General features: G+C 39.1%; 20 protein-coding genes. 15 read left to right on the forward strand and 5 right to left on the reverse strand.

The window, feature by feature from the left end:
- Positions 1-112: 112 nt before the first annotated feature.
- Positions 113-379 (forward strand): hypothetical protein, encoded by a 267-nt coding sequence (locus PLEUR7319_RS0130825; RefSeq protein ID WP_019509097.1) that lies wholly within the window; start codon positions 113-115, stop codon positions 377-379.
- A 373-nt stretch (positions 380-752) separates the two neighbouring features.
- A complete protein-coding gene (locus PLEUR7319_RS0130830) occupies positions 753-1313 on the forward strand; it encodes a COP23 domain-containing protein (RefSeq protein WP_237743645.1) in 561 nt (186 codons plus the stop codon).
- 519 nt (positions 1314-1832) lie between these two features.
- Here the strand turns inward: PLEUR7319_RS0130830 and PLEUR7319_RS0130835 are convergent.
- Positions 1833-2339 (reverse strand): GNAT family N-acetyltransferase, encoded by a 507-nt coding sequence (locus tag PLEUR7319_RS0130835; protein WP_019509099.1) that lies wholly within the window; start codon positions 2337-2339, stop codon positions 1833-1835.
- A 225-nt stretch (positions 2340-2564) separates the two neighbouring features.
- On the opposite strand from PLEUR7319_RS0130835, the gene PLEUR7319_RS0130840 reads away from it, so the two are divergent.
- Both PLEUR7319_RS0130840 and PLEUR7319_RS0130845 read left to right on the forward strand, forming a co-directional pair.
- Complete coding sequence (locus PLEUR7319_RS0130840) at positions 2565-3881, forward strand: glycoside hydrolase family 10 protein (RefSeq protein ID WP_019509100.1); 1317 nt, start codon at positions 2565-2567, stop codon at positions 3879-3881.
- Positions 3882-3953: 72 nt separating this feature from the next.
- Positions 3954-5417, forward strand: coding sequence for a cyclic nucleotide-binding domain-containing protein (locus PLEUR7319_RS0130845; RefSeq protein WP_019509101.1), 1464 nt, complete (start codon positions 3954-3956; stop codon positions 5415-5417).
- A gap of 43 nt (positions 5418-5460) precedes the next feature.
- On the opposite strand, the gene PLEUR7319_RS0130850 is transcribed toward PLEUR7319_RS0130845, so the two are convergent.
- Complete coding sequence (locus tag PLEUR7319_RS0130850; RefSeq protein WP_019509102.1) at positions 5461-7146, reverse strand: hybrid sensor histidine kinase/response regulator; 1686 nt, start codon at positions 7144-7146, stop codon at positions 5461-5463.
- Between the two features lie 310 nt (positions 7147-7456).
- Here PLEUR7319_RS0130850 and PLEUR7319_RS0130855 point away from each other — a divergent pair, with 310 nt between their 5' ends.
- A complete protein-coding gene (locus PLEUR7319_RS0130855; protein ID WP_019509103.1) occupies positions 7457-9304 on the forward strand; it encodes a bifunctional serine/threonine-protein kinase/formylglycine-generating enzyme family protein in 1848 nt (615 codons plus the stop codon).
- A gap of 39 nt (positions 9305-9343) precedes the next feature.
- Here the strand turns inward: PLEUR7319_RS0130855 and PLEUR7319_RS0130860 are convergent, their stop codons facing one another.
- Positions 9344-10669, reverse strand: coding sequence for a DnaJ domain-containing protein (locus PLEUR7319_RS0130860; RefSeq protein ID WP_019509104.1), 1326 nt, complete (start codon positions 10667-10669; stop codon positions 9344-9346).
- A 626-nt stretch (positions 10670-11295) separates the two neighbouring features.
- Between PLEUR7319_RS0130860 and PLEUR7319_RS0130865 the strand changes: the two genes are divergently transcribed.
- Positions 11296-12633, forward strand: coding sequence for an MFS transporter (locus tag PLEUR7319_RS0130865; protein ID WP_019509105.1), 1338 nt, complete (start codon positions 11296-11298; stop codon positions 12631-12633).
- Positions 12634-12850: 217 nt separating this feature from the next.
- On the opposite strand, the gene PLEUR7319_RS0130870 is transcribed toward PLEUR7319_RS0130865, so the two are convergent.
- On the reverse strand, positions 12851-13816 hold the full coding sequence (locus PLEUR7319_RS0130870; protein ID WP_019509106.1) for an NAD(P)-dependent oxidoreductase: 966 nt from the start codon (positions 13814-13816) through the stop codon (positions 12851-12853).
- 268 nt (positions 13817-14084) lie between these two features.
- Between PLEUR7319_RS0130870 and PLEUR7319_RS37275 the strand changes: the two genes are divergently transcribed.
- Positions 14085-14267: a toxin-antitoxin system HicB family antitoxin gene (locus tag PLEUR7319_RS37275; RefSeq protein WP_371265390.1), complete on the forward strand. Its 183-nt coding sequence runs from the start codon at positions 14085-14087 to the stop codon at positions 14265-14267.
- Positions 14268-14326: 59 nt separating this feature from the next.
- Here PLEUR7319_RS37275 and PLEUR7319_RS0130880 read toward each other — a convergent pair whose 3' ends face one another.
- Entirely contained in the window at positions 14327-15568 is a 1242-nt protein-coding gene (locus PLEUR7319_RS0130880; protein WP_019509108.1) for an RNA-guided endonuclease TnpB family protein, read from the reverse strand.
- Between the two features lie 330 nt (positions 15569-15898).
- On the opposite strand from PLEUR7319_RS0130880, the gene PLEUR7319_RS0130885 reads away from it, so the two are divergent.
- The 8 genes from PLEUR7319_RS0130885 to PLEUR7319_RS41035 all read left to right on the forward strand — a co-directional run bounded on the left by PLEUR7319_RS0130885 (position 15899) and on the right by PLEUR7319_RS41035 (position 22163).
- Positions 15899-17110: a PQQ-dependent sugar dehydrogenase gene (locus PLEUR7319_RS0130885; RefSeq protein ID WP_019509109.1), complete on the forward strand. Its 1212-nt coding sequence runs from the start codon at positions 15899-15901 to the stop codon at positions 17108-17110.
- Positions 17111-17180: 70 nt separating this feature from the next.
- Positions 17181-17369 carry a pyrroloquinoline quinone precursor peptide PqqA gene (gene pqqA / locus PLEUR7319_RS0130890; protein ID WP_019509110.1) on the forward strand — a complete coding sequence of 63 codons (189 nt, stop codon included), beginning with the start codon at positions 17181-17183 and terminating at the stop codon, positions 17367-17369.
- Positions 17369-18277 carry a pyrroloquinoline quinone biosynthesis protein PqqB gene (pqqB, locus tag PLEUR7319_RS0130895; RefSeq protein ID WP_019509111.1) on the forward strand — a complete coding sequence of 303 codons (909 nt, stop codon included), beginning with the start codon at positions 17369-17371 and terminating at the stop codon, positions 18275-18277. Before pqqA ends, pqqB begins: the two co-directional genes overlap by 1 nt.
- A gap of 14 nt (positions 18278-18291) precedes the next feature.
- Positions 18292-19014, forward strand: a complete 723-nt coding sequence (pqqC, locus tag PLEUR7319_RS0130900; RefSeq protein ID WP_019509112.1) for a pyrroloquinoline-quinone synthase PqqC — start codon at positions 18292-18294, stop codon at positions 19012-19014.
- On the forward strand, positions 19007-19294 hold the full coding sequence (gene pqqD / locus PLEUR7319_RS0130905) for a pyrroloquinoline quinone biosynthesis peptide chaperone PqqD (RefSeq protein WP_019509113.1): 288 nt from the start codon (positions 19007-19009) through the stop codon (positions 19292-19294). The genes pqqC and pqqD overlap by 8 nt, the downstream gene beginning before the upstream one ends.
- Complete coding sequence (gene pqqE / locus PLEUR7319_RS37280; RefSeq protein ID WP_019509114.1) at positions 19291-20412, forward strand: pyrroloquinoline quinone biosynthesis protein PqqE; 1122 nt, start codon at positions 19291-19293, stop codon at positions 20410-20412. The genes pqqD and pqqE overlap by 4 nt, the downstream gene beginning before the upstream one ends.
- A gap of 360 nt (positions 20413-20772) precedes the next feature.
- Entirely contained in the window at positions 20773-21165 is a 393-nt protein-coding gene (locus tag PLEUR7319_RS0130915) for an AAA-like domain-containing protein (protein WP_083892539.1), read from the forward strand.
- A gap of 803 nt (positions 21166-21968) precedes the next feature.
- The gene (locus PLEUR7319_RS41035) at positions 21969-22163 is read left to right on the forward strand and encodes a hypothetical protein (protein ID WP_026102892.1); all 195 of its coding nucleotides are present in this window, start codon (positions 21969-21971) and stop codon (positions 22161-22163) included.
- Positions 22164-22225 lie beyond the last annotated feature (62 nt).

The following is a 22225-nucleotide window of genomic DNA, read 5'->3' on the forward strand; positions in this document are numbered from 1 at the left end:
TCTTAAATTGATGGTCTAATCAACTGTTTTAGTAACGTAACAAGAATTGATGACAAACGCTATAATTGCTTAAATCATCTACTGTACAACTATCAACTAAAGAGAACTTTTTATGATTAATTATTTACTACGTCTTTTAGCTGCTTCTACTAGCTTTGTGGTTTTATTATTAGTTGCCAATACGGCTATTGCTGCTCCTCAAATAGATAGCGCTCTGACTCAAACTATTAATCAACCAGAATTGCGGCAATTTAGTTTAAACGTTATTAGCCCTACTTTACAATTAATCAATCAGCCCCACAATCTTTTAAATGAGCATTTAGGTTGTTCTTGTGCTGATTGTATTCAAGCAATAGGGCAAACAAGCAACACAATTTAAATTTAATTTTTAAACAATTGTTTTTAAAAAACTGAATTCAAGCGATGGTTGCTTTGAATTCAGTTTTTTTGTAGGAAGTATCAAAATTCCGACTTCAGAACTCTGAATAACCCTCACCAGCCAATCACATAACGACTATTTTGTTTCAGGACTACCTTAATGCTATATGCGATCGCCATTGAAATAGTCACCATGGCACAAATAGCAATTAATTGAATTTTAAATTAAATAAAAAACAAATAATTTTTAAACAGATATAGAATCGTCAAACTTTAAAAAAACTATACAATTGTAATAGATAAGTCGTGTAAAAAAAACAAGAGCAAACAATAGTTACTCAAAAAGCTATTGAAGTCTCTATTCGGGAAGTATCATGATGAAAGTTTCTTTGTCTACTCAAATTTTAGTTAGCGTTGGTGTTACTCTAGGTGCGATCGCTACTCTAAGTCAGCCTAGTTACGCTCAAGGGCGGTTTTTCTGTAATGAGGAGCAACTAGTGACCAATGTTCGGACAGAAAGAGGAGAAGTTCCTATAATTCGCTGGTTTGATCGTTCTTTTCCTCCTCCTTGGACTCCCATTGAACGATGCAATCAAGTATCTGCTAGATTTGAACAATTTAATAGCAATGGGACTTTGAAATATATTAAAGCCTCAGAAATAAACAATCATCCTGTATTGTGTGTCGCTGGTTATAAGGGAGGAGGCTGTTTGCCCAATGGATTGTTGGTAACTTTTAAACCTGGCACCGATCCGAACCTTACTCTAACCAGACTGCTAGATCGTCGTGCTTGGGTATCTGGTAAACCAATTAATCTTAGTGGTGGCAATAGCGATTACGCTCCGCGTACCAGCAAAGCTGATCGCCAATTGATTTTTGAAGTCAATGGTGAAACATATTTTGATATGGAAAGCTGGTTGAAGCAAGAAGAATAATTGCGATCAAGATTATCGCCATAGTGCCTTCAACGGTAGTTAGTCTTTCTCCGGGTGAACGAAAAAAGGCGTGGGAATTAAACAATCTTAGTCGCTTTGAGTAAAGAGTAAAGAGTAACGAATAACGGCACAAAGCTATTTGTTACTTGTTACTTGTTACTTAAACAACGCGAAAATAAAGTTTTGCCACCGTAAATTTCGCTCACCCGTCTTTCTCCTGTGGAAGTATTTGAGAGCAAGACGAGAAGCTTATGCTGATAATAAGTAGATCCACTTTATTAAACATGGAATGGTTAAGATCGGGGTTGGGTGATAGGGGTTAGGGATTAGGGAGAATCATCTTCAATTTTTTTACTGTTCTATTAGACGTTTTATTAGGTGGAGCTACTTACTGTTGCTTAATAGTTTAGTGAATATAAAGGTTGTAATATCATTTCAGTTTTTAGATAAGACAGATTATTTGTAAGGGCGAACCGCTGTTCGCCCTTACGCAATATCACTAAAATTTTCTATTGCGCGTTAATATTTAGACGGAGAAGGTGTCAATTTTAGTCCTAGAATTACTAAGCTCCTGGTGTTATTATCAAGTTCGGCAATATCTGGCAGATAACCCCACTGACTAAAGCCATAACGGGAAAATAGATTGAGACTAGGTTGATTGTGACCAAATACAAAAGCTAATAGGGTATTTAATTGTAATTGTGGGCTTTGGGCGATCGCTTGTTCTAAAAGTCTACTGCCAATACCTCGACGATGATATGGTGATTGGACATAAATACTAATTTCAGCAGTATGCTGATAAGCAGGGCGACCATAAAAGTTCTGAAAACTCAACCATCCTAGAATTTCATTTTCTTCAATAGCAACCCATAAGGGACGATTACTACAACGATTTCGGTACCAATCTAAGCGACTAGCAACTGTGACTGGCTCAGTATCGGCAGTAGCTTGACGACTGGGAATACTTTGATTGTAAATATTGACAATTGCTGGTAAGTCTTGGGTTACAGCATTACGAATGTACATAAGTAGGTGGGTGTAATTAAATATAAAATGCCTACGGTAAGGGAATAGGGAATAGGGAATAGGGAATAGGGAATAGGGAAATAGCTTAATAGTCTGGTTTTATAAATTATTCTGCCTACCTACTTAAAAGCGTATTTCTGATAAAACTAAATTTAGTTTGACATTCAGAGAAGGTTGAAAAATAAACAGTTATAATCCCTATATCTTTGATATGTTAACGTCTTCATGAAAGAACGCATCGCCAAGTCATTTGATATTTATGCCAATAAATTGGTGCAATTTAGTCAAGCTAATGGTCGTCAATTTTGGTTGATTTTTCTGTTTCTTTTGGCGTGTACTCTTGTATGTATTACGCCTTTTTCTGGTCTTTCCCAGCAATTACCAGCAGAGAACGAAACTTTAACTTTAACTAGAAGTTGTCCAGCAGATAATGTAAAAGATCTCAGGGAGCTACGAGGAGTCTGGCTAACCAATGTAGATAGCGACGTTCTGTTTGATCGTAAACGAACCACAGAGGCGATCGCTCTGTTGGCAGAATCCAAATTTAATACTCTCTATCCTACAGTCTGGAATTGGGGTTATACTCTGTATCCTTCTAAAGTTTCTGAGGATGTTACGGGTTTAGCTCTCGATCCCCATGAAGGATTAAAGAACCGAGATATTTTAGATGAAATTGTCACGGCTGGACATCAACAGGGAATGAGTGTAATTCCCTGGTTTGAGTTTGGCTTTATGGCTCCTGCCGATTCAGAATTAGCTCAACGTCATCCTCAATGGCTAACTAAACGAGCAGATGATAGCACTATTTGGTGGGAAGGGAATGTACACCAAAGGGTATGGTTAAATCCTCTTAGACCCGATGTGCAGCAATTCATGACCGATTTAATTGTGGAAATTGTCAGTAACTATGACATCGATGGTATTCAGTTAGATGATCACTTTGGTTATCCCTCGGAATTTGGCTATGACGAATACACAGTCAAGCTCTATCAACAGGAACATCAAGGTAAATTACCGCCCCAAGATCCGAAAGATCCCGATTGGGTTCGCTGGCGCGCTGATAAAATTACTGTTTATGTCGAAAATTTATTTCAGGAGATTAAGAGCCATAACCCTCAAGCAATTGTTTCCGTATCACCCAACCCACAGGATTTTTCACTTAATTCGTTTTTGCTGGATTGGTATCAGTGGGAGAGGAAAGGTTTAATTGAGGAATTAATTGTCCAGGTTTATCGCGATCGCCAGGATAGCTTTATTAAGGAACTAGAACAACCGGCGATTTTAGCAGCTAAAGAACATATTCCGGTCGGGATTGGAGTTTTATCGGGCTTAAAAGGTCGCCCAATTCTCTGGCATAAAATTTATCAGCAAGTAAAAATAGCCCGCGAGCGTAACTTTGCGGGAATATCCTTTTTCTTTTACGAGAGTCTCTGGAATCTAGCAACCGAATCTCCTCAGAGAAGACAAGCTGCCTTGAAAAATTTATTTCACCATCAAGCTCAACGACCTAATCTGTCGGACTGCGAATTCTCATCCCAGTGAATAATCAATGATAACCAGTAGTCACAATTTGGGAATTATTACATGAGGTGCAGCATGGAGAACCTGAACTAAATGGACAGTAAACTAAAATTTCTCACTTCTGATGACTACAATATTTTGCTAGAAAAAGCTCAGGTTGCGACCTACAAACAACACGAAGTCATTCTTAAGGAAGGGCGTTTATCCCAATCAATTTATCTAGTCAGAAAAGGACTAGTTAGGGTTGAAAGGGCAGCTTCGGGTAGAGGAGTAGCAATCTCCTTTCTAGAGCCAGGAGAAGTTTTTGGTGAAATGTCTTTTTTGGAAGGCGTTCCTACTAGTGCAGCGGCAATTGCCCAGGAAGATGTGGAAATTTGTATTCTAGACAAGCAAAATATTTATTCGTTGCTAACCTCTGTACCAGGTTTATCGGATCGATTTTATCAATCTCTGGCTCATAATTTATCTAGTCGTTTACGGGAAACTTCTTCTTTAGTTGCTCATTTAATGCGCCGGGTGAGTGTTTCGCCTGAATTCGAAACCCAGCGCACTGGACATGTGGGACAAAATACTATTCCCCCAGAACTGATAGGAGAAACAGAGCTGTTTAAAAAGAACCTTTGCAGTGTTGAGGAAGATATTCGCGGTAAACAACTAAGTGAAACAGCAGCTCAGGAAAAAATCAATAAAATCTGCAATATGCTAATTAGCTCTTTTCGAGAGCAAATAATTCAAGAACCAAAAATTCAAAAGGCGATCGGAACCTACATCTTCCGAGAGACTTTTCCTTTTTTTATGCTCAGTAGCTTTTTTGACCGAGCCTTTCGTAAACCGGGAGGCTATGTCAGTGATTGTTATATTACTGAGTTACTATCCCAGAATGAGCCGGAAGGAGATGGATATCTGGGGATTTATTTAGATCGTTGGATTCGTTCTTTACCTACCTGTATTGCTCTCAAAAATCGTGGCGGCATCATCACCGCTACTATTAAGGAACTAGGAGAAAATTGGGTTGTTGATACTCCGATGCCTGTAACTAGTGTAGCTAGTGGTTCAGCCTCAGAAATTTTAGACTTGTATTTTCTGAGTTCGCCTCCCAACGTTCATGTTACTTGTATTGATTTTAATCATCAGGATTTATCTGACGCTGCTAATATGGCCCATAAATGGGGTTTTCAGGATAATTTGACTTTTATTCAGGATAATCTTTTTCTATTAGCTGAGGGTTATAGTCATATTGATATTCCTCCCCAACAAATGGTTTATAGCGTTAGTGTGGCAAATTATCTGCGCGATCGCGAGTTAATTCGCCTTCTGGACTGGATCTATGACCGTCTTTTACCTAACGGGACAATTATTTTAGGCAACTTTTACGCGGCCAATCCCGATCGCGTATTACTAGAGCATATTTTAGAGTGGCACTTGATTTATCGTACAACCGAAGAACTAAGAAAATTATTTTCTCATTCCAAATTCCGTTCTTTTCCCATAGAAATACAGTCAGATGAATATGGCGCTGAGTTATTTGCTGTCTGTACTAAAATTTGGCAAGATTAACTAGCTCAGAAATGACTGCACGCAACTAACTTAAAAATAAGTTTTAATAATTAGCAGAAGTTTCAATACTACGCCATTCTAGCTGTAGATATTGTACGAGCATAGACATTAACTCCGCTTGATCGATGGGCTTTTGTAAAAACGCATCACATCCAGACTCCTTACTTTTAGCTGCAACCACATCAAAACCACTGGCAGAAATAGCAATAATAGGTAATTCGACAAATTCAGGCATTTTCCGCAGATCTTTTACCATACTAAAGCCGGTTTTTCCTCCCATAAATAAATCAGTCAGAATTATATCGGGATGATTTTGAGAAGCCACTTCAATACCTTCGTTACCATTTTCCGCAAGTAATACTTTAAATCCCATCGGTTCCAAAATATCAACTAAAAGTAAACGATTTTCCTCGGTATCATCTACCACTAGAATTTTGGGTTTTTGACTGAGCTGATTAATGATTTCAGTAATATCGTTATGTTTGAATTCTCTCAAAACATCTGTCACCAAGAAAGTGCTATCAAACCAAAATATTGAACCTTTATTAGATTGAGAACCAATTTCTAATTCTCCACCCATCAAGCTAACTATCTCTTGGCTAATAGTTAAATTGACATCGACAAATTCCTGTTCCTGCTGAGGTCGTTTTTTCGTAGCTCCTCGATTGACAATTTCAAAACGAATTATTTTCTGGGGCAAAAGATCGGATGACTGAGGTTCAATAGTTTTAATGATGCTGACTATTAAGGTGACTGTGCCTTCCGTAATTGAGGTGGTTCCCGTAGTAATTAGATTGACTAATACTTGCTGTAATCGCTCAGCATCGGCTTTGATGTTAGAAGGTAATTGTCCATTTATCTCGTAGCTAAAAGTAATACCATCATAATTTTTAACTATATTTTGTGCTGTTGCTTTTATTTTTTGTAAAAACCCAGAAAAATGTAAGTTGTGCGGTTTTAGTTTCAGAGTTTTTGTTTCTAGTTGGGATAAGTGCAAATAATTGTCCAACAAAGATAATAAATTAGTTCCTGTTTCCTCAACAATTTTCAAGCCATCAACTTGATTTGATTTAGCGTCTTGCCAACTCAATTCATTGATTTGAGTTATATTGCTTTGTAGGTTTTGGGCTTGCTCTAAAATTTGATTTAAAGGAGTGCGTAACTGTTGACTAATATTTCCTAAGATGTTCTCTTTAGTTTTGTTAGTATCTTCAACTTTTTGTAAGGCTTTCTGAGACTTGCTAAGTTCGCCAGCTATTTCCTCAAGTCTCATTTCTAACTGTTCATTAATTCCTTGTTTATCCTGTACAGATGCTTGAAAACGCTGAATGAGTTGATTTAAAGATTTAGCCAATGAGCTTATTTCTTTTACTCCTTCAACATCTATTTCTGGTTCTGAATTTTCTAAGGCGATCGCTTGACTCGCTTGTTCTAATTGGGAAATTGATTGACTAATACGACCAGAAATATAAATACTTGAACCTACTCCTACTCCCAAAATGCTGAGATACATTAACATCATTAATTGAGGGCTAACACCAGTAGATTTAGCCTGATTATTTTCAGCTTGCTGAGACATTTCGATAGAAGAATTATTAGATTGGCTATTACTTATAGATAAATAGCCAAAACTGACAGCAATTACTAATAATTGAACTACGAATGGCAAGATAAGTACAGTACGTAAAGGCAATTTGAAAATATTATTTAGAGGCGAGTTGCTATTCATAGAATTCTGTAATAATCAAATTGATAATGAGTGCTAAACCAATATATAAACCCAGGCCAAAACAGAAGAAGAAGTTTTAGCTAATCAACGATACTGGTGAATAGATCTTAAAAACATCTATGTTAGTTAGAGTTCCCTAAACAAATAAAAATCTATAAGTCAAAGTAAAAGAATATTTTGAGCTTCAGAAAAAATACGTATCTTGAATTATTTGATTGAAAATAAATCGTATAAATACTGAATCATAGTTAGGCTTGAATATTATCTCGCCGTTTATAATTAAAGCCTAATTATTCGATTAATTAATAGCATGATTAGTCAGTGTCTTAACCCAAATTGTCTTCATGTAAATCTGGAAAACACAGAGTTATGTGAAAAATGCAATTCTCAGTTAGTTCTTGTAGATCGCTATCGTGCTATTAGTCTTCTTGGTCAAGGTGGTTTTGGCAGAACATTTTTAGCAATTGATGAACTAAAACCATCTAAACCCCGTTGTGTAGTTAAACAGTTTTTACCTGAAGTTAAAGGCAAAAAAGCCCTCAAAAAAGCTGCTGAATTATTTGAACGGGAAGCAATGCGTTTAGAAGAATTAGGTAAACACAAACAAATTCCTGAACTACTAGCATTTTTTAATCAAGAAGATCGCCAATATTTAATTCAAGAATTTATTGATGGGAATGATCTAGCCAAAGAACTGGCAATTAGTGGAGTCTTTAATCAACAGCAAATAAAAGAATTATTAGAGGATTTATTAGGAGTTCTTAAATTTGTTCATGAGAACAACGTTATCCACCGAGATATTAAGCCCGAAAACATTATCAGGCGAAAAAAAGATGGAAAACTAGTCTTGGTGGATTTTGGTGCTGCCAAAGAAGCAGTTGGTGCTGACACATCAGTAGTTGGCACCATAATTGGTTCAGTCGCTTATATTGCTCCAGAACAGGCTGTCGGAAAAGCCAAATTTGCCAGCGATCTTTATAGCCTTGGTGCAACCTGTCTTCATTTATTGACCAATGTTGAACCAACAGAACTGTTTGATACTAATGAAGGTGAATGGATGTGGCGTAATTATCTTCAAAATAATGAAATTGATTATGAATTAAGTCATGTTCTGGATAAATTGGTCGAAGGAGCAACTAAACGTCGTTTTCAATCTGTAGAAGAGGTCTTACAAAGTCTATCAGCAGAAAATACTTCAGCTTTACAGACTTCCAGTCCCAAAACCGTAAAAAGCAATTACAAACATCAAAAATCTCACCCGAAAAAGCGACAGAAAATTAACCAAAATGGTCACAAATTAAAATTAAAAGTAGTTGAATATGACTTTGTGACTATTTCTGACGATCCCTGCCTGATTGTAGGTAAAAAATTTAGCTTACCAACTCGTCGCCATTCAGGGAAAGCGAAGTACATAACTCTTGATTTGGGCAATGATGTAACTTTAGATTTAATTGGTATCCCTGGAGGTAAGTTTTTGATGGGTTCTCCAGAAAGTGAATCAGAACGAGAACCAGAAGAAGCTCCTCAACATCTTGTATCTATTCGCCCTTTTCTACTCAGTAAATACCCCATAACTCAAGCTCAATGGCAGGCAATTATGGGCGAAAATCCAGCTCGTTTCGTAAATAAAGATTTGCCGATCGCCCAGAGCAAAAAACCTGTAGAGAGAGTTTCTTGGTTTGACTGTTGCTTGTTTTGTGACCAACTCTCGGCTCTAATAGGTAGAGAATTTAGATTGCCAACAGAAGCAGAGTGGGAATATGCCTGTCGGGGAAAAACCCAAACACCCTTTCACTTTGGCTCAACAATTAGCACCGAACTAGCTAACTATAACGGTGAAGATGCTTATGGCTCAGGTTTTGTGGGAGAAAATCGCCATCAAACTACTGATGTTGATAGTTTTTCTGCTAATAAATTTGGTTTATATGACCTTCATGGCAATGTGGCAGAATGGTGTGCTGATACTTGGCACGATAACTATCAAAACGCTCCTAGCGATGGCAGTGCTTGGACAAGCAATAACCCCAAAGATGATCGTGTGTTAAGAGGAGGTTCCTGGTTACATTTTCCTGGAAGTTGCCGTTCTGCTCAACGCTTTCAATCTTCTCCTAAAAATAAATCGGATGCTTTTGGCTTCCGTATTGCTTCCAGCGTCTAAAGTAGTTCCAATATCTACCAGATATATTTAAGTAATAATTTAAGTAATAAATTTCGTTATCAACGAAAAACAGACAAAGCTGTTAGCTACCAACATCAAAGCAACGATTATGGCTGATTTGGCTTCTGTAATGTTTAACAATTGACTATATCCAGTGTATAAAGTTAGCACTGTATAAGAAAAACCCCAAAGTATTATAGGAATAATCAAAGAGAAAGCGGTAAAGGAGATAAATCCGACTAAGATCGAAGTAAGAGCAAGGGGAACAATCGCAGTTCCTGCAATAAAAACATCGATAGAGAAATGACCTCGACGGTGTAATAAGTAGCGCATCATGCTTCCTGATACTACAAAACTGACAAACGGAATCATACCAATCAAAAATATCTGCCACACACCTAGTTCTATGGGGATGCCAGTCATAAAATAAGTACATACAAAACATAGAGCAGAAAATAAACCATATGTAGTTCCTACTTGATTCGCTTGCCGACTAGTCAACCTTGAAAAAGCAGGTAACAAACCTCCTCCAGGATTAAAGAAAGAGAGACTCATAGTTACCAAAGAATTTTGAATTAGACTATCCATCCATCCGAAAATATTTTTATTTTTGGTTATTTCATTAATAACTTTTAGGCTACGACGGTAGGCTTCATAATTTTTACGAGTACGGAATAATTCTGCTGCTTGATTTAAATCTTGGATGGCAGAGTCAGCAACTTGCAGATCTTTATAAGCTATGCCTCGATAATAATATGCTTGAGGATAATGATTGTCTTGTGCGATCGCCAGACTATAAGACTCAATCGCTGGTTCAGTATAACCTAAACTATAGCGGGCTCTTCCCTGATAGTAATGAGCCTTGGCAACTTTAGAATCTATGCTAAATATTTGGTAGCAATCGTCTAAAACTCCCTGATTGTTTCCAAGCTTATAGCGCATTTCACATCTTTTAAGATAAGCATCGATAAATTTGGGGTCAAGTCGGATTGCTTGGGTATAGTCCTCAATAGCTCTTTGATAATCTTTTGTTTGAGTCCGCAGAGTTCCTCGATTATAAAACTCTTGAGCCGTTTGCGGATGGGTCATTTTTCGCCTTGGTTGAGAAGGAGTTGTCCGTTTTTTGGCTGTTTTTTCTCTGCCGTTAACAGGAATACGACGATCATAACGACGGCGCTTGGTCGTGTCTGATAAAATATCGTATGCTTGAGAGATTTGTTTGAATTTTTCTGCCGAAACAGGATCGTTTGGATTTAAGTCAGGATGATATTGACGAGCCAGACGACGAAAAGCTAATTTGATTTCTTTGATAGTCGCTTTCTGGGATACCCCTAAAGTTGAATAATAATTCTCCGCCCTTGCCATTGATTTTCAGTTTTTTTTTTATCTTTAACAGCTGTTAGCTTTCAGCTATTAGCTTCGCTCTTTTACCATCATAGATTTTGGTTTATTGTACTATGCTTGGTGACAGCATTAAAACAAACCTAATCTTTTTACTTATGAGTTTTTAAGTTATTGATCTTAAAATTTAAGAAAGTGAATTTTCTTTTCATCATCATAGTTTACGACATTGATTCTAGAAAAGCGTCAAATGACGTTATTAACAATCAATAGTTCTACACCAACTAGATTAGATTTGTCTGCTCATGGCTATTAGTTGGAATAATCTAGTATCTCTCAACTTGTGACAATTAAAATATCAACACTCACTGAGCTGGAATTTCAGACCGAAAATGTTAAATTACCTGTATATTGCCAGCATATTCTGGGTGAAAATACATATTAAACTCAAAAAATAGATGTATACTGCCTAGCATTCGACCTCAACGAAGCTTTTAGCCCTATGGCACGAAAGAATAGCTGAGGCATACTGTTGCAACTTTGTACGCTTGAAGCCATTGCTTGCTCCTGACTACTAACTATTAGTACTTCTGAATCCTGATGGGATTTATTTATATCGGCTAGACATCTTATTATTTCGTACTGTTTATATGCAAACCTTTTTTATTGTCTGGATTGGGCAAGTTATTTCTTTACTGGGTTCAAAACTCACGGAATTCGCTCTAGGATTTTGGATTCTAGAACAAACATATCAGGGTACAGGCAGAATTACCCAGTTTGCCCTGACCATTTTGTTCATGTACCTACCCAAAGTAATCATTTCTCCTTTGGCAGGGGTTTTGGTCGACCGTTGGAATCGTCGCTCTGCCATGATCATGAGCGACCTGGGTACAGGAATAGTTACTTTAGTAATTCTTTCCTTAGTTGTAACTGACAATTTGGCAGTTTGGCATATTTACCTTGCTCTGACTATTTCTTCTAGTCTCAACGCTTTTCAGCAGCCAGCTTATATTGCCGCGATCGCCCAGTTAGTGCCACGGAATAATTTAAGTCGTGCCAATGGTATGGTTCAAGCTTCCTTTGCGATCGCCAAAATTGCCGCTCCGGCGATCGCTGGTTTGCTGATGAAGTTCTTGGGCTTAGAAACAATTTTATTGATTGATATAGCTACCTTTGCGATCGCTATTATTAGTTTAGTTAGTGTCAAAATTCCTAAAATCAAGCGATTTACTAAGCCCAAAAAACGAATTGTCAATCAAGTAATTACCGATGCCATTGCTGGCTGGAATTACATTGTCCTTCGACCAGGTCTAGCTCGTTTAGTTAGCTTTATCGCTATTAGCTACTTTACTATGGGAATGCTAGAGGTTGTTTTGTGGCCTTTATTATATCAACCCGACTCTACTGAACAATTGGGATTTGTTTTGTCTGTTGGGGGCTGTGGAATGCTCCTGGGTAGTGTCTTAATGAGTATTTGGTCGGGTCCGAAAAACCGTGTCCGGGCAATCATTGGCTTTGTCGGTCTTCAAGGAGTAATTATTGTGCTTGGTGGCATGAAAATTTCGCCTTTTGTTCTGGCAATAGGTATATTTGGTTATTTATTTTCTCAGCCAATCATTGTTAGCTGTAACCAGGCAATTTGGCAAAGTAAAGTTCCCAGTCGTTTACAAGGGAGAGTATTTGCTCTACAACAAACTCTAGAACGTTCCCTTGCTATTTGTGCCTATTTGTTTGCTGGTCCTTTAGTAGATAATGTTTTAAATCCTTTAATGGCTGAAGGAAGCGCATTGGCTCACATCATTGGCAAATTTGTCAACACAGGTATGGGTCAAGGAGTCACTTTGCTGTTAGTCTTACTAGGAATTATCAATTTAATGGTGGTAGCGATCGCCTATCGAGAACCGCGTCTGCGCCATTTAGAAACCGAGCTACCTGACCGCAATCAATTTAACCAAACTAACAATCATACTAAGACTACTATTGCTTAAAGTTAGTTCGGAGTACTCGCTACGCGAGAAGCTACGCAACGGAATTCGGAGTTCGGAGTTCGGAATAAAATGAAAAATACCTCAAGCCTAAAAGTATAGCAATACGGACTTACATTAGGACACTTATTACTTATTACTTACGAGCAATCAAATAAACTTGTCCTAATACAACTTTATACGGCTATATCTATCCATCTCCCTATAGGTCTAAATTGACTTACACTCCTGACGCTCTCATCAATTCTTCGACAGTAGAGCAATAATTTTTTAATCCAAAGCTAGCAGGGGTAACAGGATTAGTATAGGTAAAATGTCGGTAATCAAGTGAAAACCTACTCCATGAATCCATTTGAATGCGAAAAATTTTGATCAAAATATTTGTCAACCATATATATAGAGGAAAGCGAAAATAAACCTTTTTACCAAAATATGAGGATATTTCGGCGATCGCCTGATCCACGGTAATTTCTGGATTACCCAAGACTAAACAATCTACTCCTTGATCGGGTTCTTCTGGCTGAGGAGAATAATCAGGATGATCTACCAGATAACTAATCACGCCAGCGATATCTTGGGCATGAATATAGTGAAAGCTGCCGTCAACCTTAAACCAGCGAATGAGATTAATCCATTTAGTTACGTCGGTAATCCCCGCACTCAAATGAGAATAAGGTTTATCTTTATCACCACCAAAGACTAAAGTCGGGAACACAGTAATAATCTTATCGGCGATCGCTTGTTTGGGTAACTGAGAGAAACATTGATACTTGGTGCGAATATAATCATGACCAAATTGAATGGCAGGCAACAGTAATTGATTATTACGGTCTAAAATACTAGCGGTGGAAAAATAAATTATGCGCTCACAAATTTTGGGATTGAGAAGATTAATCAGAGCCAGGGTTTTCACCACATTGATATCGTAGGTTTCTCCTTTTCCTCCCCATGCCGTGGCTGCTAAAATCGCCACATTAATTTCTTTGAGCAATAAGTCACTATATTCTTCAATGCGGGACATATCTCCCTTCAAGATATGAATTCCTGGACGAGCTTGATAATTAAATTGGAGTTTATCAGGATTTCTTACTAGCAAATATAGTTCGTGGTTAGTGTTTTGAATCAGTGCCTCTGTCATGTAGTGACCAATACAACCACTCGCGCCAGTAATGAAAATCCGTTTCATAAATATTAAAAACCTTTGCTAAACAATGTCTATAGATAGCTTTATTTATTTCAAACTAAGAGTAACTTTACTTTGTCAGTTTGGCAAAAAACTAATACTGACTACATATAGCGGTTCTCATAGTTATGAGGTACACTCTAAAATCCTGATTTTGGCTAATGGCTAATGGCTAATGGCTAATGGCTAATTGTCCATTGTTAATTAAGATGTACCTCACAAGTCCGCGAATTGCTATATACGTGATGAAAAGCACTAAAGACTAAAGGAATTGGCAAAAGTGAGGGGAATGAGCTTGAATAAGTTGATAGACGAACTGGGTACGATCGCTCTAGCAGAATTTGATGCAGAAACTAAGTTCAAGGCAATGGCAGCAAGAGGAAGTAGAGGACGAGGTTTAAAATTACTGGATGAACTAGAGCAACTTTCGAGTGAGGGAAAGAGAACAGATTGAGGTAATTGACATACTCTCGCCGTTAAAATCAAAGATTTTTAACGGGAGATTCTAACACCTCACGATGCTAGTTTTCTGCTTCGTCCCCCGCCAACTAGAACATCATGACTGATGCTCCCCGTCGCTTTGAGTCCACAGACATTTTCCAATACCGTCTGCCCGACGGCTGTTACTCCACGATTTCTGATTTCCTGACTAGCTGCTATATCCCTTGTGGTGTGGTAATTGCACTCATTACAGTGGTGAATTCTAACATCTAAAGGTTTCTTACCCGTATGTGCGCCACAGTTGGGACAAGTTTGACTTGTTCCGTCTTTGTTTACCTTGGCAAAATAAGTGTCTGTTTTCCAACATACCCATTCAAGGATATTTACAAACTGACCAAAACCAGCGTCGGCTGAATGTTTCGAGAGTATCCCTTTTTGCCAACTGACAAAGTTGATCTCCTCGACAAATATCATGCCAGAGTCTTGCACTAGTTGGTGGCTTAATTTAAAGTGCCAATCTTTTCGAGTGTCAGATATACGCTGATGCAGTCTGGCTATTTTCTGGTTTAACCTGTGTCGATTATTCGATCCTTTCTGTTTGTTTTTCAGTCTACGGGACAGCAATTTAAGCTTGTATTGTAGAGTCTTAAGAAACCGAGGTCGTTTAATTTCTTGGCCGTCACTAGTAGCTACAAACTTGTCGTAGCCCAAGTCTAATCCTCTAGGATGACCATGAGGAAATGGATTGGGGACATCAATATTTAGCTGTAGTGACAGCATCACAAAGTAACCAGATGCCTTTCTGACTATTCTTGCTTGCTTAGGAACAAAGCCATCAGGAATTGGACGAGACATTCTCCACCTAATCTCTTTGAGTCCAGGTAGTTTAATTGAGTCAACAGATATCGGCTTTTTGTTTAATTGAGGGAAAACAAACGACCGTAATCGGTATTTATTTTTAAACCTTGGAAATCCGAAGCCTCTAGCTTTCATGTCATCCCATGCTCTATCCAATGTTCTCAGTGTTTGCTGTAAAACCTGAGCATTAGCAGATTTAAGAAAGTTATTATTTTTCTTGGCTTCTGTTAACTGTTTCGCCTGTACGTGGTAATTAGGAAATGGCTCATCAACCGACATGATCAATTCACGTTCAATTGAGCAAGCGTTAATTGCCGACTTACGAGACTTACACCAGTCTTTGCGATTCAAGAGTGCAAAGTTCCAGACAGAGCGACATACATCAAGCGTGTTCTCAATGTACGAAATTTGCTCGGCAGTTGGTTCTAGCTTGTACTCGTAAGTTAATGTCAGCATAGTTGTATTTTAGCCTACACAGAGCAGTTATTTGTGTAGAAAATTCAAAGTAAGGCTAAAATATATTTGTGTCGCTGGCAAAAATTCTAAGGGCGTAATTCGTGGGTTCCCCGCGAATGTTGACCGCCCGCATCATCTCGCCGCTAAGCCTGTCGGCTTTAACGGGAGTCCTCTTTTTGCATCTAAGATAGACTATGGACGATGTTAACATCTTCTTGTCACAAGTTTCTGTCATGCTCAATGATAGTTGGTCAACATAATTTATTTTGCTAACAAGACTTAAAACGTCTTGTTTACTTATCAAAGCGCGATCGCGTTAAAGCAACAGGAATGAAAATTAATTGTCAGGTGAAAAAATTATTAGGAGCTAGTCTCCTTGTGGTTTTGGCAGGTTGTTCCGTTGCCGAAAATTCCACTTCGGCTCAAAGTACGGCTAACTCATCGCCAAATAGTCCTCTTATCTCCGATAACGAGGTTGCCGTCGCTGAAGGTTTTAGTACCAGAACCGTTTTACAAGGGCTAGAACGTCCTTGGGGGATGGCATGGTTGCCCGACGGTTCGATTTTGATTACCGAACGTCCAGGAAAACTGCGGATTGTTAGAAACGGCAAGTTAGATTTAGAGCCGATACCAGGTGTTCCAGAAGTTTTTGCCGTCAATCAAGGAGGCTTAATGGATATTTCCCTCCATCCCGATTTCGAGCAAAATCGCTTGGTTTACTTTACTTATTCTCAAGGTACGAATCAGGCAAACCATACTCGTGTTGCTAGAGCGACTTTTGATGGAACTAGCTTACAAAACTGGTCAGATATTTTTGAAGTTACTCCAACTAAGTCAGATGGTCAACATTTTGGCTCTCGCATTGTCTGGTTGCCCGATAGTACTATGCTGGTAGCGTTTGGCGACGGTGGTAATCCTCCAATTCGATTTAACGGTGAATATATACGCAATCAAGCTCAAAATCTCGGTTCTCATCTTGGCTCAGTAGTACGAATTAACGATGATGGCTCGATTCCCCAAGACAATCCTTTTGTTAACGACAGTAATGCTGATCCCGCTATCTGGAGTTACGGACACCGCAATATCCAAGGAATGACCATCGAGCCGACTACAAATCGCGTTTGGTCGCACGAACACGGTTCGAGAGGTGGTGACGAGTTAAATTTAATGGAAGTTGGTCAAAACTATGGTTGGCCTAAAGTAAGCTATAGCGATGAATATACTGGTGGTAGAGTAGCAGAAATTAGCTCTCGTCCCGATGTCCCCGAACCAAAAGTAGTCTGGACACCATCGATCGCCCCTTCAGGACTAGCATTTTACAGCAGCGATCGCTTTTCTGGATGGCAGGGAGATCTCTTTGTAGGAGGTCTGGTTTCTCGCGATGTTCGTCGCATCGATCTCGACGGGGAGGGTAATGTTTTAGGTGAGGAATCAATTCCTATAGGTCAACGAGTACGCGATGTCAGGCAGAGTCCCGACGGCGGACTTTATGTTCTAACGGACGAGCAAAATGGAAGTTTGATAAGTATTGAACCTGAATAGATTTGTCATCCCAAGAGCATCTTCCAGACCAGTAAGTATAGTAAATAAACAAACAGTTAGGAGTAACGTAATGGAAAGAGCAAAAGACTATTCAAGTTCTAGTAAAAAAGAAAGCGATACTGCCAATAACAACAAAGTCAAAAACACGACGGATACTGTTTCTAGTAAGGGAAAACCAACCGCAGTTTGGCAATCACCAGAGTTTGAAGAGTTCGATCTTGGCATGGAAGTAACAGCCTACATTCAACACTGGGACTAATGCTGATACGTATATTAGGTTCGGCAGCAGGAGGCGGATTTCCTCAATGGAACTGTAATTGTGCGGGTTGTCAGGCTGCTCGTAGTGACAAAGGGGTAAACCCCCGCACTCAATCATCCTTGGCTGTTCGTGGTTCTTCAGGGGACTGGTTTTTGGTCAACGCCTCTCCCGATGTGCGCCAACAGTTAGAGCGACTTCGAGACGGAGAATCTACTTCGGTTCGTTTTAGTCCCATTGCGGGGGTACTGCTAAGCGATGCCGAGATCGACCATTCCGCAGGATTGACTATCCTACGAGAAGCTACCGAACCACTGCAAATTTACGGCACAAACGCTGTGAAACAAGCATTGACAGAAGGCTTTTCTTTGCTGAGAGTGCTTGAGAATTACTGTGGGGTTGAATGGTCTGTTATCGAACCGGGTACGGTTGTAAATTTGGGCAGTAAGGAAAAATCTAGTCTTACAGTAGAAGCTTTTGCTGTGACGGGTACACCTCCCAAATACATAAGTTCGATTTCAACTGAAGAAAATTGGGTCGTCGGATTTACTTTTCGCGATCGCGTCAGTGACAAAGTTGTTACCTATACTCCAGCATTGGCTGAGTTCACACCCGAAATCATCAAGCGGTTTGAAGCGAGCGACTGTATCTTGGTAGACGGTACGTTTTGGCAAGATGACGAATTAACTAAACTCGGAACTTCGACCCGTACAGCTTTGGCAATGGGACATTTACCTCTAGCGGGAGATAACGGTAGTTTGGCTCGTTTGGCTCAGGTAGCCTGTCCGCGCAAAATATTTGTCCACATCAATAACACTAACCCAATTCTGATTCCTAATTCTCCAGAACGTCAAATGGTGGAAGCTGTTGGTGTAGAGGTGGGTAACGACGGATTGACAATTGAACTGTAAAAATCAAAAATATCATGCAAACAATCCCCAAACAGTCCGAATCATTGTGGACAAAAGAGGAATTCCAAGCCCAACTTTACGCCCAAAAATCTCGGTATCACGATCTGCATCCCTTTCATCGTCGGATGAATGAGGGTTTACTGACTCCAACAGAAGTAAAACTGTGGGCAGCAAATCGTTATTACTATCAAAAAAGTATTCCTCTTAAAGATGCTGCTATATTATCCAACTGCCCCGAAAGAACCATCAGGCGGGAATGGATTGGGCGCATTATCGACCACGACGGACGCAAAGATACAGAGGGTGGGATTGAAGCTTGGCTGAGATTGGGAGAAGCCGTAGGGCTATCTCGTACCGAATTAGTAGAAGAGCGATACGTTTTACCTGGGGTACGCTATGCGGTTGATGCCTATATTAATTTCTGTCGTACTCAACCGTATCTGATCGCGATCGCTTCTTCTCTTACAGAATTATTTGGTCCAGGCGCAATTAAAACTAGACTGGCAGCCTTAGAACAATATTACCCTTGGATCGATACTGCGGGTTTAGAATATTTTCGCGTCAGGCTACAACAAGCACCCCGCGATGCCAATTATGCTCTAAATCTAGTTCTAGATCGCTGTCAAACTTGTTCCAGTCAAGAACGAGCAGTTGAAGCCTTGATTTTCAAATGCGATTTACTTTGGAGTCAGTTAGATGCGATCGAGCGAGGGGAAACACGTCCGATGTATGACTAGTAAAAAAGATAGGGTTTATGTGTTAGACAATCTTGGTTTAGCCAATGGTGTGCGTTTACACTACTGCCAAGTCAGACAACAACACTGGCTGCTATTTCCCGAAGGTGCGATCGCGCTAAATCCAACTGCTACAGCAGTGCTTTCTAGTTGCAATGGCGATCGTTCTTTTGAGGCGATCGCGGAAATTCTTAAAAGCCAATTTTGCCAGGTAAATATCAGCCAAGTCCAAGATTTTTTGCAACAGATGATGAGACGTGGATTATTAATTTCTCAGTCATGACAATAACCATCGAGCCACCTTTAACCTTAGTAGCGGAACTTACCTATCGCTGCCCTCTGCGTTGTCCTTACTGTTCCAATCCTACAGATTACGCCAGCAGTAACTACCAACAAGAATTAGTCACCGAACACTGGCTTGATACCATTCAACAGGCTGCTAATCTGGGAATTTTGCAGCTTGGTTTTACTGGGGGCGAACCTCTTTTGAGGCAAGATTTAGAACTGATGGTGGCAGCAGCAGCAACAACGGGAATATATACCAGCTTGATTACAGCAGGTACGCTATTAACCGAATCAAGGGCAGCTAAACTACGAGACTGCGGATTAGACCACATCCAAATCAGCATTCAAGACAGCCAAGCCGACAAATCTAACTATATTGCGGGAACTGCTTGTTTTGAGTCTAAGCTAGCTGCGATACGCTTGGTTAAACAATTGGGATTTCCACTGACGATTAATGTTGTCTTACATCGTCATAACTTAGATCGAATCGCAGAGATTTTAGACTTGTGCCAAACTTTAGCAGCAGATCGTGTTGAATTGGCTAATACTCAATATTATGGTTGGGCTTTACACAATCGAGATGCTTTATTGCCCACCCTAGAACAGTTGGAACGAGCCAAACAAGCAGTAGCCGCTCGACAGCAACAATTTCCGATGGGTATCGTCTACGTCCTACCCGATTACTACGAACAGTATCCCAAACCCTGCATGGGAGGATGGGGAAACCGCACGATGGTAATCGCTCCCAATGGCGATGTTTTACCCTGTCAAGCAGCTACTTCAATTTCCGAACTAACCTTTGATAATGTTCGAGATCGTTCTTTGAATTGGATTTGGTACGAATCAACAGCATTCAATCGCTTTCGCGGTACTGATTGGATGGAAGAACCCTGTCGAAGCTGTCCCAGCAAAACACTTGACTTTGGTGGTTGTCGCTGTCAGGCTTTTATGCTTACAGGATCGGCAACGGCTACCGATCCTGTCTGTCATCTCGCACCAGATAATCAGGCGATCGCACTGGCTAAAAAACAATCGCAGTTGGCATCTGAGAGTTTTATTTATCGTTCAAGATCGAGCAAGCAAAAATTAACAACCAATTACAGATCGGGTCAGTAACCAGGGCAAACGCATCTTAAGATGAATCAGTTTAAACCAAACATGGCATAATACCAATTTCAGTAGATCAAAAAATCATTTTCTAACAGGCGATCGCGTTGCACCAAGAAGAGAGTTTATTGAAACTCATGCACCTAAGTTGAATCTAGACGATCTCGATATTTAATTCTTGTCGGTTAAAGTATCAAGTGAAATGTTAGATAATCATTGTTAAAACCCAAGAAATTGTAGAAGTTCACGTTGGCGATCACCCTCATATCGATCTCTTTATTGAAAAGTCAGAAAGTCAGACCTAAACGATCACTTGCTTTCAAGCTACTAAATCGTGAGAGACTGAATAAAGCTGGATAACATCAATCTATTCTTCTACTTGGCTTATGCTTAAAGTTACCGCCATTTAATTTCCAACAGGTTAGAGATTTGGCACAAAGATACGAACTAAATTGGCAAGGTAACGAAGTCGAACAATTAATGTCTTTGGTAGGGGGACATCCTTATCTAGTTAACATTGCCTTATATTATCTCAGCCACGAAGTTATAGATTTCGAACGGCTATTATCAGATGCACCCAAACCTACAGGAATTTATCGCCAACACCTGCAAAGCTATTTAATCCTATTGCAACAAGAACCGCAGTTAATATCCGCAATGTATAACCTGGTTAATAGTAGCGAACCGATAAGGTTAGATGTGCTAGTAGCCTATAAACTAGAAAGTCTGGGACTAATTGAGTTAGATCGTTTTTTTGCCTAAGTTAGTTGTCAATTGTATCGTCTTTATTTTCAGGAAGTCTTAGAACTCTATCGAAGCGATCACTAAATGCTTCTAAGAAAAACTCAATCGTAACTAACCTCACTTCGGGTTAAGAGAATTAACTGGTTAGGATAGCTATTAGCTATTAGCTTTTCAGGTATTTTTTAGAAAGTTTCACAGTAAAATTTAGCGAGAAAATAATGTTTTTCTATTAATAAAATGTATTTGGCAATTATTTATTATATTTATTTATAATTGCCAAACAAGTTACAAATATAATTTGACAAATATTTTAATTAAAAATTTGCCTTTGCGATCAATTACCAAGACAAAAACATAATGTAATAAAGCCTGTTAAATAAGCTAACAATCTGACTTTTTATTTGTCGAAAATAAAAATTAATAAATGTAAAAAACAGCTTTAAATAAGTGAAATAGCTATAAATTAAATTTAGCCCGATAAAAATAAGCAAACAAATAGCGTATCGTTTGACATTAATACAGAGGCGGATAAAACCCCTGGAAAAATCAATACTTAATTTTGTTCATTACTTTAGAAAAGGTATGAGTTAGACTACTTTTTGTCAAAAAGCTGATTGACAAAACCTTAGGTACTATTTGTTGGTACTGTACCCAAAAAAACACACTAAAACTATTAGCGATTACTACTGCAATATACAAATTAAGTTATCTGGGGATAGCTATGTTTTCCATACCCAACAATATTTTTTCTTTCTTTAAACCTAAACTCAATATGAAAAATTCCTCCGTAAATAACCAGAACGATAGAACAACTAACCGTCTTGCAAGGATGTTTGAGCGATCGCCAAACTCTCTCGGATATGTTTGAATCCTTTGCTGGCAAACTAAGAGACGAATTGGATAATGCCCCTTGTGTTCAACCCAGTCGTTTTACACCGATGACAGCAACCTTGGTGCAAAATCAAATTGCACCTTCTGATAGCAGCGTCACTACAAGATCGAATAGTGCGCTTTAAACCATAGCAATTGCTAGATAAATTGATCGGTAGCGAGAGCCAAAATACAGATAAACGTGAGT

The sequence above is a fragment of the Pleurocapsa sp. PCC 7319 genome (genome assembly GCF_000332195.1).
Classification (GTDB): Bacteria; Cyanobacteriota; Cyanobacteriia; order Cyanobacteriales; family Xenococcaceae; genus Waterburya.